Annotated in this window: 12 protein-coding genes and 1 pseudogene; 4 read left to right on the top strand and 9 right to left on the bottom strand. The window is 61.7% G+C overall.

The window, feature by feature from the left end; translation table 11 throughout:
* The first annotated feature begins 302 nt into the window (after positions 1-302).
* From BN1233_RS07490 to BN1233_RS07480, 3 genes are read left to right on the top strand one after another with little or no spacing between them, the layout of a single operon-like run.
* Positions 303-1280 carry a TAXI family TRAP transporter solute-binding subunit gene (locus BN1233_RS07490; protein WP_046862867.1) on the top strand — a complete coding sequence of 326 codons (978 nt, stop codon included), beginning with the start codon at positions 303-305 and terminating at the stop codon, positions 1278-1280.
* Positions 1281-1332: 52 nt separating this feature from the next.
* Positions 1333-3261 carry a TRAP transporter permease gene (locus tag BN1233_RS07485; RefSeq protein ID WP_048709532.1) on the top strand — a complete coding sequence of 643 codons (1929 nt, stop codon included), beginning with the start codon at positions 1333-1335 and terminating at the stop codon, positions 3259-3261.
* Between the two features lie 40 nt (positions 3262-3301).
* A complete protein-coding gene (locus BN1233_RS07480; RefSeq protein WP_063776727.1) occupies positions 3302-4168 on the top strand; it encodes an FRG domain-containing protein in 867 nt (288 codons plus the stop codon).
* A 504-nt stretch (positions 4169-4672) separates the two neighbouring features.
* Here BN1233_RS07480 and BN1233_RS07475 read toward each other — a convergent pair.
* The 3 genes from BN1233_RS07475 to BN1233_RS07465 all read right to left on the bottom strand — a co-directional run bounded on the left by BN1233_RS07475 (position 4673) and on the right by BN1233_RS07465 (position 8607).
* On the bottom strand, positions 4673-5791 hold the full coding sequence (locus tag BN1233_RS07475; protein ID WP_046862866.1) for a branched-chain amino acid ABC transporter substrate-binding protein: 1119 nt from the start codon (positions 5789-5791) through the stop codon (positions 4673-4675).
* A complete protein-coding gene (solA, locus tag BN1233_RS07470; protein ID WP_147707042.1) occupies positions 5788-6963 on the bottom strand; it encodes an N-methyl-L-tryptophan oxidase in 1176 nt (391 codons plus the stop codon). Before solA ends, BN1233_RS07475 begins: the two co-directional genes overlap by 4 nt.
* A 294-nt stretch (positions 6964-7257) precedes the next feature.
* A complete protein-coding gene (locus tag BN1233_RS07465) occupies positions 7258-8607 on the bottom strand; it encodes an adenylate/guanylate cyclase domain-containing protein (protein ID WP_046862865.1) in 1350 nt (449 codons plus the stop codon).
* Between the two features lie 93 nt (positions 8608-8700).
* Between BN1233_RS07465 and BN1233_RS50475 the strand changes: the two genes are divergently transcribed.
* Positions 8701-8832: a hypothetical protein gene (locus BN1233_RS50475; protein WP_280139470.1), complete on the top strand. Its 132-nt coding sequence runs from the start codon at positions 8701-8703 to the stop codon at positions 8830-8832.
* A 223-nt stretch (positions 8833-9055) separates the two neighbouring features.
* On the opposite strand, the pseudogene BN1233_RS07460 reads toward BN1233_RS50475, so the two are convergent.
* The 6 genes and pseudogenes from BN1233_RS07460 to BN1233_RS07435 form a co-directional block, all read right to left on the bottom strand.
* A pseudogene (locus BN1233_RS07460) lies at positions 9056-10255 on the bottom strand (extracellular solute-binding protein).
* A gap of 81 nt (positions 10256-10336) precedes the next feature.
* A complete protein-coding gene (locus BN1233_RS07455; protein WP_046862864.1) occupies positions 10337-11362 on the bottom strand; it encodes an N-acetylglucosamine-6-phosphate deacetylase in 1026 nt (341 codons plus the stop codon).
* Between the two features lie 7 nt (positions 11363-11369).
* The gene (locus BN1233_RS07450; protein WP_046862863.1) at positions 11370-12122 is read right to left on the bottom strand and encodes a glucosamine-6-phosphate deaminase; all 753 of its coding nucleotides are present in this window, start codon (positions 12120-12122) and stop codon (positions 11370-11372) included.
* A gap of 320 nt (positions 12123-12442) precedes the next feature.
* The gene (locus BN1233_RS07445; protein WP_046862862.1) at positions 12443-13336 is read right to left on the bottom strand and encodes a glycine betaine ABC transporter substrate-binding protein; all 894 of its coding nucleotides are present in this window, start codon (positions 13334-13336) and stop codon (positions 12443-12445) included.
* Between the two features lie 387 nt (positions 13337-13723).
* Positions 13724-14707, bottom strand: coding sequence for an aldo/keto reductase (locus tag BN1233_RS07440; RefSeq protein WP_046862861.1), 984 nt, complete (start codon positions 14705-14707; stop codon positions 13724-13726).
* 229 nt (positions 14708-14936) lie between these two features.
* Complete coding sequence (locus BN1233_RS07435) at positions 14937-15458, bottom strand: 2'-5' RNA ligase family protein (protein WP_052763725.1); 522 nt, start codon at positions 15456-15458, stop codon at positions 14937-14939.
* Positions 15459-15553: the final 95 nt, after the last annotated feature.

The following is a 15553-nucleotide window of genomic DNA, read 5'->3' as shown; positions in this document are numbered from 1 at the left end:
ACCTCCTCGAACACTGCCGCGAATACTATGAAGGGTGGGTCTCGCCCCCTCTGCTGCCTCAAAGATGGTCAGGATGGCCGTTGACAAATTGTGTGCACACTAACAAACTCGGTTGGCTCGCGACAATCACGGGCCAATCTGAAAAGCGGCATCAAGCCGCCGGGGAACGCACGGTCGGCACGCTTCTCGTGCCGCCTGTGTGTTGATATTGCCCACGTAGAAAAACGATGAGCGGCGTCCGTACCCGCTGCCGGCTTCGCGCGGCACAACGGGCATAATGCCGAAAGCCTAGGGAGGGTTTAATGAAGAAGATCGCCGTCATCTCGTTCATAGCTGCGCTAGGACTTGCCGCCGGAAGCGCCGTGCTTGCTCAAGGCGAGCGCAAGATCACACTCGTCGGCGGTTCGGTCGGCGGTGCGTGGAGCGCCATCGGCAATGCCATCGGCGAAACCATCAGACGCGAGGCCCCAGGCTCCTCCTTCGGTTACGAGCCGGGCCGCGAAGCCGCGAACATCCAGCTCGTTTCCCAGGGAAAGGTAGAGCTCGGCATCGCCCATGCCCAGCTTGTGAAGCGTGCCCAAAGTGGCGAGGAGCCGTTCCGCGCACCCATCAAGAATGTCCGCGCGGTCGCCCTGATCGATCCCCAGGCCGCTGTGCAAATCCTGGTCCGCAAGGATTCCGGCATCGAAAGCTTCGAGCAGATCCGACAATCCAAGAAGCCGGTACGCGTCGCGCTCAATCAGCGCGGCACGCTGATGGCGGTCACCGGTGAGGAAGTCTTCAAGGCCTACGGGATCACGCCGAAGGACATCGAGAGCTGGGGCGGGCGGATCCACAACGTGGACTACAATGCCGGTCTCGATATGATGAAGAACGGCCAAGTCGACGTGATCATCAACATGCTCGCCTTCCCGTCAGGCCAGGTCGTCAGCGCCACACGCGAAATGGACGTGAAGATGCTTGCAATCAGCCCGGAGGTCGCTGGCAAGCTTGGCGAGCATCTCGGAACCGCGCCGATTACCGTCCCGGCCGGCACCTACGCCTTCCAGCCCCAGGCGATTCCGACCGTGACCGGCAACGTCGTTCTCGTGGCCTCTTCCGAGATGAAGGACGACGAGGTCGCAGCCATCGTCAAGGGCATGCTCAAGCATTTCGATTATCTCAAGCAGGCGCACGCGACGCTCGGGCGTCTCGAACCCGCGAGCCTGACCAAGGTCGCCCCGCTCGAGCTGCATCCGGGCGCGGAGAAAGCCTATCGCGAGGCCGGCCTCCTCAAATAGCCGCATTCGAAAGATGCCCTGAGCCGCCCTACGCTCCGCGAGGTTCCTCGTCATGGGTTTCCTGAAGCTCCTGAAGGTCGTGGCGCCCGGAACTTCGCGCCGGCTCGACCTGCCCGAACGGGCCGTCGTTCACACGCTCAGCGTCTTCTCTGCGGTTCTTCTGCTCGCGATCTCCTTTGGCTGGTACGTCAACCGGGAGATCGCGCTCTACCTGTTCCTCGGCGCAGTGCTGGCGCTGGCGTTCCTGACGACCACGGGCAATCCCATGCGCCCGAAAAACCGCTCCTATTGGTCCTGGGCATTGGCGCTCCTGGCGCTCATCTCCTGTGGCTACTTCATCGCAATGAGGCCGGTTCACGAGCTGCGCCTTCCGATGATCGACGAGCTCTCGCCGCTCGATATTGCGGCCTCGATCGTGCTCATCGTGCTGGTTCTCGAAGCGACGCGGCGCTGCATCGGAATCACGCTCGTCGCGCTCGTCCTTATCTTCCTGGCCTACGCCGTGTTCGGCGATCGGCTGTCGGGTGCCTTCGCACACCGTGGCTTCTCGACACAAGAGATCATCGATCATCTGGTCTTTTCGACCAATGGCCTGTTCGGGCCGGCGCTCGACGTGGCCGCCTTCCTCGTCCTCGTCTTCGTCGTGTTCGGAGCCCTGCTCGACCGCTTCGGGGGAGCCGACTTCTTCTACGACGTCGCCAATAGCCTCGTCGGCCGGCAGGTCGGCGGCGCCAGCAAGGTGGCGACCGTCTCCTCGGGCCTCTACGGCTCGATCTCCGGCTCGCCGACCGCCGACGTGGTGACGACCGGCTCTTTTAGCATTCCCCTGATGATCCGCACGGGAATGTCGCCGACCCATGCCGGTGCTATCGAATCCGCAGCCTCCACGGGCGGAGCCTTGCTGCCGCCCGTCATGGGATCCGCCGCATTCCTGATGACCGACTTCACGGGCATCCCCTATGCGACGATCGCCATCTCGGCCCTCATTCCCGCCCTATTGTACTACTTGTCGGTCTTTCTCGCCGTCCATTTCCGTGCCCACCGCGAGGGAATGAAGCCGATGTCCGTCGGCGAGACGCCCTCGCTTGTAGCCGTTCTGCGGCGCGACTGGCTTTATCTCGTGCCGATCGGATTGCTCGTCTGGGGCGTGCTTAGTCTCAATCGGCCGGCCTTCGCAGGCGCGATCGCCTGCGCGAGCCTCATTCCCCTCGTCATCCTGCGGGAGAAATCGCCCATCGCCATTGTGCGCGCGGTGCTCTCGGGACTGAGCGACGGTATGCGCGGCATGGTCGGAGTGGGTGTGGCCTGCGCGATCGCCGGTCTCGTCGTCGGGACGCTCTCGATGACCGATCTCACGGGCAAGATCAGCTCGGGCCTGTTCTCAATGTCGAGCGGCAGCCCCATTCTGACGATCCTGACGGCCGCAGTCGTCGTCATCGTGCTCGGTATGGGGATGCCGACACCCGCAGTCTATGCTCTCTCCGCGGTTCTGGCGGCCCCGGCCTTGATCTCGCTCGGGATCGACGTTCTCCCGGCCCATCTCTTCATCGTCTATTTCGCATCGATGTCCGCCATCACGCCGCCGGTGGCGGTTGCCGCCTTCGCGGCGGCCTCGATCGCAAAGGCGAACCCAATCAAGATTGCAGCCCTGGCTTGCCGTGTGGCGATGGTCGCGTTCATCCTGCCGTTCATCTTCATGTATCATCCAGCCTTGATCCTCGACGGCACGGTGGCGGCGATTGTGACGACCGTAGGATCAATTGCTCTGGCGGTGGTCTCGCTCAATGCTGCGCTCGAAGGCTATTTTCTGATCAGGCTCGACATGGTCCGGCGCGGCCTGCTCCTCGTGGCCGGTGCGCTTCTCATCGTCCCAGAGCATATGACGAGCATCGTCGGCGCAATCTGTTTCGTGGCGATCACCGCATGGCTCTGGTCGAGCCGGCGTGCCTTGCGGCTGTCCCCCATCCCGTCGCCCGCATAACGAAGCTGGCGCTGGGCAGGGACATCAGAGATCGAAGTGCATGATCGAGTCGATCGAAATCGCATCCTGGGAGCACCTTCAGGAAGAGGTGTTCCGGGATTCGTGGAACGCTCAGCTCGGCCGCTACCGCTCGAGCTGGCTGTTCCGCGGCGTGTCCTGTGCGGACTTCGCCCTGGACACGTCCCTCATGCGGCTGCGCGGGGAATTCTGGCGGCTCGAGCAGCACCTTCTGCGCAACTTCCGGAAATACGCGCACCGCGAGACCGTTCCCTTCGACGACGACTGGAACTGGATCGCGCTCGGCCAGCATCATGGACTGCCGACCAGGCTGCTCGACTGGAGCTATTCGCCCTACGTCGCAATGCATTTCGCCACTCACGATCTCAACGCATACGATCAGGATGGCGCAGTTTTCATGGTCAACTTCCAGGAGGCACATAAGCGCTTGCCCGCAGAGATGATCGAGATTCTTCGTTCCGATGGATCGAATGTCTTCACGACCGAACTCCTTTCACAGTTCGCACTGACCTTGCGGGATTTCGACAGGAAGGCCGCGGAATCCGGGTGCGAGCCTTTCGTGCTCTTTTTCGAACCTCCATCGCTCGACGAGCGCATCACGAACCAATTTGCAGTCTTCTCCATGGTATCGGACCCAAAGCTTGCCTTCGGCGACTGGCTTTCAACCGAGAGGAGCCTTTGCAGACGGCTCGTCATTGATCGGCGTCTCAAGTGGGAGATTCGAGATAAGCTCGACCAGGCGAACATCACGGAACGTGTTCTTTTTCCGGGCCTGGATGGATTGAGCCGCTGGCTTGCTCGGCAATACACGAGCCCGAGGCGTAATTTACATGCCATTCGTCAATCGGCATTTCCCCTGAACTCTTCGAAGGATGCTTCCGAAAGCTGAAGCGATCCACGGAATCAGGAATCGACGCTCCCGTGATCGGTTAGCAAGCTGAGGGACATGACCCACTTGGGCGAAATGACGAACCGCTACCGATACGCCCTCTGTTGGGCGGTTCGCACCGAATACTCATACAGGTCGGCTCCCTGGTCACGAGTCGTCCGTAAAGAATTTTTCTAGCGGCGCGTGACGCACTGATGTGATGCTGTGGTGGTGTGCGGTCAGGCGAAGCGGCGTGGCCGCGCCATGGGGATCCGCCAGACGATCACGAGGATCTTCTGTAACCAGACAGCTTAGCAGGCACTGCGAAGTTGCCGGAAAGTGGCACCTTTTCACATTATGGATCGGCCTTGCAGTCAGCAGATCTTCCAAGACCAACCAATAGCGTGATCGCATATAACTCGCCTACGGTGCTTGGCTGCCGCCATAGATGACCGCGAATGCGTGCACATTCGCGGTCCGAGCTTTCTATTCGGTGGTGTAGGTATTTTATCCATAAAGCTGGAGCTATTGTGGCAGCTTACTGTATGTGCCGCCCTTCCAGATATTGATGTTGTATTTGGGGTTCTTGACGTCTCCCTTTTCGTCGAAGCTGACCGGACCGAGGACTGTGTCCACGCTCGTGTTGCGCAAGGTCTTCGCGACGGCGACGGGATCCATGCTGTTCGCCTTGGCGATGCCGCCGGCAATCGCCTGGACCACAGCGTAGGAGAACAGCGTAAAGCCTTCAGGCACGAAGCCGATCCGTTCGAATTGCTCCAGGGCTCCCTTGGCGGTGTCACTTTCGCGACCATCGGGCGGAAAGGTGAACAAGGTGCCGTCGGCTGCAGGTCCGGCAATCGATCCGAATTCCGGCGTAGCGATGCTGTCGCCCATCATCAGCTGGAACTGATAATTCTGATCCGCGGCCTGCCGTTTAATCAGTCCCGCCTCGGTATGATAGCCCCCGAAGTAGAGGAATTCGACTCCTGCAGCCTTGAGGCGGTTCACCACCGCGCTGTAGTCCTTCTCCCCGGCATTGATGCCCTCATAGAGCACTTCCTTGACCCCTGCTTTGTTGAGGGAGTCCTTCACAACGTCGGCGAGGCCTTTCCCGTAGGGGCTCTTGTCGTGCAGGATCGCGATTTTCTTAGAGCCGTAGTTTTCCTTGATCCATGGTCCGATGAACTTGCCTTGGGCATCATCCCGGCCATACAGGCGCATGATCGTCGTCCAGCCATTCTTGGCTGCATCTTCCGTCAGCTTGGGGTTGCTGGAGGCCGGGCTCATCATGAGCACACTGTTCTCAGCGTAGACGTCGGCCGCCGGAATGGAGGAACCTGAGCAGGCATGCCCATCGACGAACTTGATGCCCGCCGCAACAATGCGGTTGGCAATAGCGACGGCCTGCTTCGGATCGCACGCGTCGTCCTGCACTAAAATCTTGATCAACTTGCCGTTGACGCCGCCATTCTTGTTGATGGCCTCGGCTGCAAGCTCAGCGCCGTGCCTGAGCTGCTCGCCGATCGTGGCGACAGAGCCCGTCATCGGGCCCGCAACCGCAATGGTGATGTCCTGGGCCCGGGCAATGCCGGTAGCAGCCAGGAGAGAAAGGATGGACAAGGAACATAGCAGTTTGGCGTTCATGATGCTTCTCCGATTTGTCGATCAGGGATGCTGGTAGTCTGGGATGCTCTCAGGCGATCCACCCGGAACCGAGAGATGTCGTCGACAGGAGTTCGGCCGGTGGCGAGATCAGTCAGGACCTCTCCGAGCACGCTGGCGAATTTGAAGCCATGGCCGGAGCAGGGCGAGGCAAGCACGATGCGCGGATCATGGGTGGAACAATCAACGATGAAATCCTCGTCGGGCGTGCGGGTGTAAAGGCAGGTTCGCATCTTGCACAGGGGACCATCGGCGTCCGGGAGGAACCGGCGGAACATGCGCCGGAGTTGCACCTCGTCGGCCTCCCCACCGTCCTGCGCGTTTGCATTCGCCGTCGCAAGGACTGTCCCTTCTCGGTGAGAAGCCGCCTTTACGCCGCTTCCGGCGAAATCCGGAAAGCCATAGCAGGCGTCGTCCTCGGATTCGAGAATGAAAACCGGAAAGCGGTCCGGAGTGAAGAATGCGGGATTCCGTGGCGAAAACCACCCCAGCACCTGCCGCGTCAGCCGCAAGTGAGGCTTCAGCTCTGACGCCAGCTCGCCGATCCAGGGACCCGTGGCGAGAATAACGGATCCCGCCTCGATTGTGTCAGCCTCGGAGCGGATGCGGATCCCGGAGGCGGTGGGCTCGATGCCGAGGACGTGCGTGCGGGTTCGGATCTCGGCCCCGTGGTGTTCCGAGAGACGCACGAACTGCCGGATGGCGAGCTCCGGCCGCAGGAAGCCGCCCTGAGGCTGAAACAGGCCGATCCAATCCGGCGGCAGACGGAATGCGGGGAAGCGGTGGTTGATCTCAGGGCCTGTCAACACCTCATGCGGAAGCCCGTGTAGACGGGACGCCGCAAGCGACCCTTCCACGACATGAGAGCCCGGATGACCTGCTTCGAGAATGCCCGTCACGGTCAGGATCGTCTCGCCGGACGCCCGCTCGAGTTCCCGCCACGCCTCATAGGCACGGCGTGCCAAGGGCACGTATGACGGATGCTCGAAATAGGATAGCCGGATAGCCCGACTCTCGCCATGGGAGGAGCCCTTCTCGTGCCCCGGCTCGAATTGCTCGAACCCTATGACGCGACGACCTCGCTTCGCGAGATTGAACAGCGCCGCGCTGCCCATCGCGCCCAGGCCGATCACCGCCACGTCGAAAGCCGTCACAAAGTTCCCTCCGGAGCCACTCCCAGGGCCAAATTAGGAAAAGAGCAACGGAGTTGGCAACTGCTATGGGAAGGAGGAACCGCGTAGCTATTCAGGTTACAGCAGGGAACCTCCTGTGTCCGCAGCATGAAGCCAGCACGGCTGCCGATTGAGTAAAGCTCGTGCGCTCAGAAGCTTTTCGCTGGGTCGATCCAGTCCTCACGCATGGCCACATGAAGGTTTTCTTTCAACCTCTTCGCAGAAGTTGGGCGCACAATCAGTATGCCGTCGTGGTCATCGCAATGACCCCACGTCTCACGTCCAGCCACAAGTCGCGTCGCTCTCCGCCGCAAACAGTCGCCATTTGGACGGCACTCCCTTGAGTCTTCGCAAGCCCCGGTCCTGAAATTGCAGGCCTGAGCCTGCAACCAGGTCTTTGACCGTGCTCGAGACCAGCACCTCACCCGGGGCGGCAGCCGCTGCGACGCGACTCCCGATATGGACGGCGATCCCGCCCACATCAGCCCCACCCGCCAGAACCTCGCATTCGCCGGTGTGCAACCCGGAGCGGATCTCAATTCCATTCTGCCGTACTGCGTCTCGGACAGCACACGCGCAACGGATCGCCCGCTCCGGCCCATCGAAGGCCATCAGGATTCCATCTCCGGCCCTGTTGATCTCCCGCCCCCTGAACCGGTTGAGCTCCTGACGCACCGCGCTGTAGTAGCCCTCCAGCTGATCACGCCAGAAGCGGTCACCGAGAGTGGCTGCCCGCTCGGTGGATCCGACCATATCGATGAACAGAACCGTGGCGAGGACCCGCTCGGGTTCAGGGATATGTCGCACTCCCGTGAGAAACCCCTGGATCTCGGTGAGGATCGCGTCAGCATCACCAACCCAAGGAAGGTGATCGCGACCATCCAGTTCGACGTATTTCGCTCCAGGGATCTGTTGCGCCATATCGCGGCCGGCGGCCACCGGGACGTTCATGTCGCCGCTGCGATGGAGAACAAGGGTTGGGGTGTGCACCGCGGGCAGCACCGCCCGGATATCGATCTCACTGGCCATCCGGATCAGCGCCATCGCAGCCCCTGGGCTGGCTGCCAGCCGCTCAAAGCGGGCCCACCACTCCCGGAACCGCTCGTCGTCGGCCATGCTCGGCGCAAAGCGAAGCAAGCTCAGGCCAGTGCCCCAAGCTGTATCCATGAACTGGAGCACGAATTCGAGTTCCTGCGACGTCGCTACAGAGCTGAACTCCGCGAAGCTGCCGTACAGCACCAGCGCGGCAGTCCGTTCCGGGTAGGTAGCCGCGAACAGGACGCTCATTGGACCGCCCTCGGACACACCGATGATGGCAGCCCGATAAGACCTCGCGGCGTCGAGGACGGACCGAACATCGTCCATCCGCTGCTCGAGGGTGGGCACCTGGGCCACGCGGTCGGAGAGCCCGGAACCGCGCTTGTCGAACAGGATCAACCGTGCAAAGGACGCCAGGCGGCTCAAGAACCGGGCGCAGGCGGGTTCCTCCCAAAGCCATTCGACATGCGAGATGAAGCCTGGGACGACCACCAGATCGAGAGGACCATTCCCGATGGTTTGATAGGCTATGTGGACGTCACCGCTCTTGGCGTATCGCGTCTCCGGCGGAGTTTGCGAGCTTTGCATCGGGCTTCCTTTCGGCGGAGCCGAGCTGGCGCTGAACCTTGATGAGGATGCACCTTTCGGTGATGTGCGTCCAAGGCAGTCGGTGCCGTTGGCGTGGAGTCGAGTTCTCTCGCCCAAACCCCGGAAGCGATCGTCGCCCCGAAGGTGATCTCCCCTGATGACCTTGCCCGCTGCCAGGAATTCCGGGCAGCGCTCGCCACTGGTCTGGCGATGGATATCTTCTGATCCGTCTCGCCAGCACGGGAGATCGCGGGCGGGGGTCAGCCGCAAACTGGCGCTCTTCCCTCCACTTGCCGCGTGAGCCCCTCTGACAGATGGGGACAGCAGCCATTCAGCCCCGCAACGCGGCGAGGTATGAATCAGTCAGGTCGATGGCGCTGCGCCTCGGCTTGGTCGCGACTTCGAGTGATTGCGTAGCCGTAGATGGCAGCGCCCCCTTCACGCTTACTCACTTCGGTCTTTTCGAACCGATTTCCTCGTCCCAACGCCGGAAGGCGACGACCATCCTGTCAGGGGAGAGAGGCAGCTCGATCGGGTTGTTCGCGATCAGCTCGGCGTATTCGGGACGGCCGAACTCCCGAATGATGTCCTGGCTCTCCTTGGGGGCCATCGAGAGGGGCACATTCCTCACGGCCGGACCCGGATAAAGATAGCCCTCGTCATAGGCAAAGGCCTGGCTTTCCGGCTTCAGCAGAAAGGCCATAAGGTCGAGAAGAACTGCGAGCTTGTCGTCGGTGACGCCCTTGGGCACGACCATGAAGAAGGCATCCGACACCCAATGGAAGCCCTTCAAGGTTGCGATCTTCGCCTCCTTCGGCACAATGCCGAGGGCCCGCGGATTGATGTCCCACCCGGTCGTCGAAATAATGATGTCGCGCGAGCCCTCACCGAATTCTTTCATCGTCGCACTCGTTCCGGACGGATAGTACTCGATGTGCGGGTTGAGTTCGGCCAGATAGGCCTAGGTCCTGTCCCAGCCGTTGATCGGGTCCTTCGGGTCCTTGTCGCCCAGGAGATAGGGCAAGCCCATCATGAACGTGCGACCCGGACCGGAGTTCGCGGGCCGTGCATACATGAAGCGCTTCGGGTTCGCCTTGGCCCAGGCGAGGAGATCTTCTGCGGTGCCGGGAATGGTCTTCACCCGCTCTGGCGCATACTCGAGCAGTGGTCCTGAAGGATAGTAATTGATGACCACTCCATAGCCCTGTCCTTGGACCCGGTGCAGGTTCAGCGCCGCGGGCTCGTAGTTTTCCTCCAAGCCGGGAAAGCGGTCCGCACGGGTGGGCAAGAGCTTCAGCCACAGGTTCTGCTCAAGACCAGCCGCAAGCCCGTCGCTGCCGGTCAGGATCATGTCGAGGTCGATACGCCCGGCATCCTGTTGCGCCTTCACCTTGCCGGCAAGCTCCGGAGCGGGAGCTTTGACATAGGTGATGCGCGAAACAAGTTCCGGTTTCGCTTGGCGGTAGGCTTCGAACGCCTTCTGCATCAGCGCGAGCGCGCCTCCCACATCCATCACATTGATCGAGACCGGCGATTTCGGCAGCGCGGGCCCCTGCTGCGCGAGGGCGCCGGACGCCCGGAGTGCGGCAAGTCCGGCTGCCCCGCCGAGCAGGTTGCGGCGGTTGATCCCGGTCTCTTGGTTGGCCATTGATCCCTCCCCTTCCATCTTGGTTTCGTCAGACAGCCTTCGAATTCCATCACCTTGCCGAGCACCTCGGGCACGACCCGGTCATGCATCCCCGATCACCCGACTGATCGACCCGACACGGATCTCGCGTGGGCGAAGGTCCCGTGACCAGCCGACCTCGCCCGCATCGATCTCGATCGAGAACGCAACCAGAGCCGCAGCCATGAGGTCGCGGGGATTGCGCGATGCCATCCACAGGGCTTGGTCCGGCGTTGCAAGCTCCCAAGTCACAAGGTTGCGCATAGCGCAATCCAGCGTCAGGGCAGAGCCGGCGAGATAACGGCTTCCCGGCAGGCGGACGCTGCCATCTGCGGCATGCTCCACAGACATGCCCGCGAAGGGGTAAAGGCCCGGTCTCGCGGCCGCCGCGGAGACAGCGTCGCTGACGAGGATCGAGCGTTCGAATCCCTTGGACCGAAGCATCACCTTCAGGGCGTGCTGGGGCAGATGGATCCCATCGGCAATGAAGCTGGCGCTGAGGCGATCCTCGGCCAACTGCGCAAACAACGGATTCTCGACCTTGTGCAGAGTCTGTGGCAGACCATTCCCCAAATGCGTTGACAGGCGGGCACCTGCTTGGGCGGCGCGTGCGACCGTCGCCGCATCGGCCGCCGAGTGTCCGATCGCCACCACCCGGCCGACGGAAGTCATGGCCCTGATGAAGCGCTCGCTCTCGGGCAGCTCAGGCGCGATGGTCACCAGCAGGATGGGCCGGGACAGTTCGCGTGACAGCCGCTCGATGAGAGCCACGTCCGGTACTGACATGGCACTGGCCGGATGGCACCCGGCATAGCCCTCGGCCGGATTCAGGAAAGGGCCTTCGAGGTGATAGCCCGGCACCATGACGGGGCCGAGCCGACTTCGTGCCACGGCACGGTCCAAGGCAGCCAAGCGCGCCGCGAGCGCATCGGCCGGCGCCGTGATCAGCGTCGGCAGGCAGGAGGTTATACCCGTACCGAGCATTGCCTCGAGGGCATGATCGAGCTGATCCGCGTCGATCGTCTCCGCGTTGAAATCGACGCCCGCGAAGCCATTGACCTGGAGATCGAAGAGGCCGGCGCTGCGCATCAGGGCCTCAGGGAGCGCCCGACCGGGAGAGCAGGCTCGCCGCAGGCGGATCCAGATACACCGCGCAACTGTCGTGCCGCTGCAGCACCGAGGCCGGATAATCTGGAGAAATCTCGCCCTCGAGCGCCGCCCGGACAGCCTGAGCCTTGCGGGCATCGGGCACGCTCAGAACCACATGCTTGCTGCTCAGGATCTGGCGGATGCTCATCGAGATCGCCCGCTCCGGGACCGCGTCCAATGACGGGAACCAGCCTTCGCCGAGCTGCTGGCGCCGACAGGCCTCGTCGAGCGACACCACGATGTAGGGCGCGTCCACCTCGAAGTCGGCGGGTGGATCATTGAAGGCGAGATGACAGTTCTCGCCAATACCGGCGAAACAGACATGCACCTCGCGCCCGGAGAGGAGGTGGTTGAGGCGATCGAGCTCGGCATCGAGATCAGCCGCATCGCCTTGAACCGGCACAAAGCGACCGAGGCTCGGGATGCGAGACACGAAACGGTCCTGCAGGTATTTGCGAAAGCTCGCAGGATGTGAGGTGGGCAACCCGACATATTCGTCGAGATGGAAGGCCGTCACCCGGGACCAGTCAATGCCCGGCTCTCGGACCAAAGCATCGAGCATCTCGAACTGACTCGCCCCGGTGGCAACGACGATCGTGCACTCGCCTCGGTCTGCCAGGGCGCCACGAATGGCATTCGCCCCATCGGATGCCGCCTGTAGCCCCAGCGTTTCCTTGTCGGGCAGGATCTCTACGAGCATGGCTCCAACTGGCCTTCTGACAGAGAACGGGACTCAACGTTCCGCGACCGCCGGCCGCCCTGGACAGGCAGCCCACAGCCACCAATCGAGCAAATAAGCAGGAGCTTGGCAAGGATCGATGCCGGAGTGATGGACGCCCAAGCGCCGGGCAACGGCTTGGGCTGCCGCGGGATACTTGATCAGACGCGCAAAGGCAGCTGTGAATGAGCACGCGCGATCGAACCCTTTTGAATCTGAGTCATCATGGGTAATCGCGCGGATCTGCATCGGCATTCCCTGTTGGTTATGACCGCACTCAGCGCCGCTTCCACCACTGTTAGTCAGTTGAGACCACTGGCTTGCAGAAAAAAGGAGGCTACCGCTCCGACCGGCTTCTTCTCGAGGTCGATCATCGCGTTCAGGCGCGCCATCGTGGCGTTGTCGAGTTTGGCCGCCAGCGCCTCTAGATCCCTGGCGAGATCCGGATGCTTGTCGAGCGTCCTCTGTCGCACAACCGGCGCAAGGAGGTAGCTCGGAAAAAACCCCCTGTCATCCCGCAGCACGAGAAAGTCATAGGCTATGATGCGCCCGTCGGTCGTGAAAACGAGGCCAACGTCGATATAGGGGGCATCGCGCAGGACATCGTAGACTGTGTCGGTGCCTGTCCTGATGACGTTCTCGTCCCCGAACTCGAACCCATACTCTCTCTGGAGCGGCATGAGCCCGTCCGGACGAAGGTAGAACTCGAGATTGCAGACCAGCTTGAACCGATCACCTTGGCGTGCCTTCGTGGCGAGATCCGAGATTGAGCTGATGCCTTTCCGTGCAGCGTCATCCTTGCGCATCGCGAGCGCATAACTGTTGTCGATCCGGGATGGTGAGAGCCAGACCAGCCCTTTCCTGGCATCGAGTTCCTTGACCCTGTGATAGGCGTCCTGTGGCCCGAGTTTCGCTGTAATGTTGTTGAACGCCAAGAGAGACGTGCCCGTATACTCCCAGTAGATGTCGATCAGGCCGGCCTCCTGCTCTCTCCGGATCCCCGTGGTTGCAAAGCCGGTGCGCGTGCCGACCATGTAACCTTTGGCTCTGAGGAACTGGGCGGTGATCTCCGCCACGAGATACTGTTCGGTGAAGTTCTTTCCGCCGATCATCAATGTCTGAGCGCGAGCCGGGGCAAGCGCCGCTACGCCGATTACCAACCAGGCCAGGAATACTGTGAGCCTCGACAGAGCCATGGGGTGCCTCCGATACCGTCGACACGACCGGCCCGCCCCCAACCCACTCGGGGCTGGTGGTGAGCCGGCAGCCGGGAGCCCGAGCGCCAGCCCCGTTATGCTCCAGCAACGCCATCCTGGAAACTATAGGTGTTTCTCCAGTTATCCGGCAGAGGGATCACGAGTTGAGAACAAGTGCTCCTGATCCGAACCGGAGCTGGTAGAACAATGACCCTGGAACAGGATCGCGCAACCCCTCAATCCGGCTAATTGTCCCGAGACAGCCAGCCGGATCAAATCTCGCGAGGAGCGACCAGAACCGGCCTATCTCTGCACCAGAATTTTGAGCTTCTCTGCAGCCCACCTCGACTGAACTGCAAGCACGTCGTTCAAACTCGTGCACGATGATCATATGGCTGGAGTTGGCGCATCCGACGGGATCAGGCCCTCCTGCTTCAGCTCGTCCCAGACTGCAGACGGGATCTTCGCAGCCATGAGCCGGGCATTCTCGCGTACCTTGTCGGCATGCTTGGCGCCGGGGATGATCGCGGTCACGACCGGATGAGCTGCGCAGAACTGGAGCGCAGCCGAGCGCAGATCGGCGCCATGTCGAGTGCAAATTTCCGCTATCCGATCCCGCTTCTCAATCATCTCGGATGGCGCTTCCCGATATTCGAAGTTTCGCCCTCCAGCGAGCAGGCCGGAGTTGTAAGGACCCCCGACGACCACATGAACGCCCCGCTCCGCGCACATCGGAAAGAGCCGGTCGAGTGCAGGCTGGTTGAGAAGGCTGTAGCGCCCGGCCAGGAGGAATACGTCGGGGTCGGACATCTGAAGCGCACGCTCGCACGGTTCCGTCAGATTGACGCCCATGCCCCACCCCTTGATCACACCCTCGTCGCGCAGACGAATGAGCGCCTTCGCGGCGCCATTCATCGCAATTTCAAACAGCCCTTCCCAGGCGTCGCCATGGTGGTCGGCGGCAAGGTCGTGGATATAGACGACGTCGATCTGTGCTAGGCCGAGACGCTGGTAGCTGTCCTCGACCGAGCGCATCGCCCCGTCATACGAGTAGTCATACTCTCCGCGGAACGGCAGGCCGCTGACGAAAGGCGGGTTCTCCGGTGCGCTCGGATCGGGACGCATGATCCGTCCTACCTTGGTGGATAGAACGAATGCCTCGCGGGGGTAGCGGCGGAGCACATTGCCGAAACGGTGCTCGGACAGGCCACTCCCATAATGAGGTGCGGTGTCGAAGTAGCGGACCCCGGTCTCCCAAGCGGCGACGAGGGCGGCTTCCGCCGTCTCTTCAGACACCACGTCGAACATGTTGCCGAGCGGGGCGCCGCCGAATCCAAGTGGACCGGGAGGAGCAAAGTGAGCCTGGATCATCGTCTGTCCTGTGGGTTCGTAGCTTGGTACTCTGGAACTCCAGAACGGCTGCCTTAGCGAAAGCGTGCCGGTCAAATTCACTCAGGACTGTGAAGTCGCGTGCGCAGATCTTGTTCCTGTGCAACGTGATGCGAATACGCGGCAATGGCGACGAGTTTGCACCGTGATCGTTGCGACAGCCCATACGTACTCTTGCTGCTGCTGCAGCTATCAGGTCACAGTCCCAGACTCAAGTCGACGGAGGACTCCGTCCCTCGAAGGGGAAAGATCGAACCGCCTCCCACGGTCCGCCCAGGTAGCGCCAGAGCAGAAGGCCGCGGGCTCGCATGACGAAAGGAGCCAAGCTGCACGCCAACTCGTCGTGCAGTGCCCTCGCTCGAGCAGCCTCGACCTTGTTCTGGATCGTGACATGAGGCCGGAAGCGCTGCCGATCCTGAGGAGTAAGCCATGGCTTCCAGATGCGGGCGAGCTGATCGCGCAATCTGTCCAATTCCGGGGAACGGAGCGCAATGGCCACGCCGCTTCCAAGGAAGCGAAGTTCTGCCGTCGCAAGCTCGAATGGTGCCTCCTCCTCGCAGACCTCTTCAAGCGTCCTTGTGAGTAGCTCCTCATGATTTCCAGGAAGGTGATGGAACAGGGTCACGTGTGCGGGGACGAAGTTGCGGGCAGGTGGGAAATGTTGCTGCCGAAGGTCGTTCAGCAGGCGAAACGCGAACTGGTCGATATCGAGCGAAAGGATGAGTGGCTGCATTGGCTGACACGGCAAGGATGAACCCGAAGACGACGCCAAGTGGAAGCGGCGAGCGGTTGCTCGCAGTCCAAGATGCTGTCGAGTTTTATAATCCC

The sequence above is a fragment of the Microvirga massiliensis genome, from assembly GCF_001006805.1.
Classification (GTDB): domain Bacteria; phylum Pseudomonadota; class Alphaproteobacteria; order Rhizobiales; family Beijerinckiaceae; genus Microvirga; species Microvirga massiliensis.
Note: the sequence above shows the minus strand (reverse complement) of the source record. Positions and strands in the feature narration are given on the sequence as shown.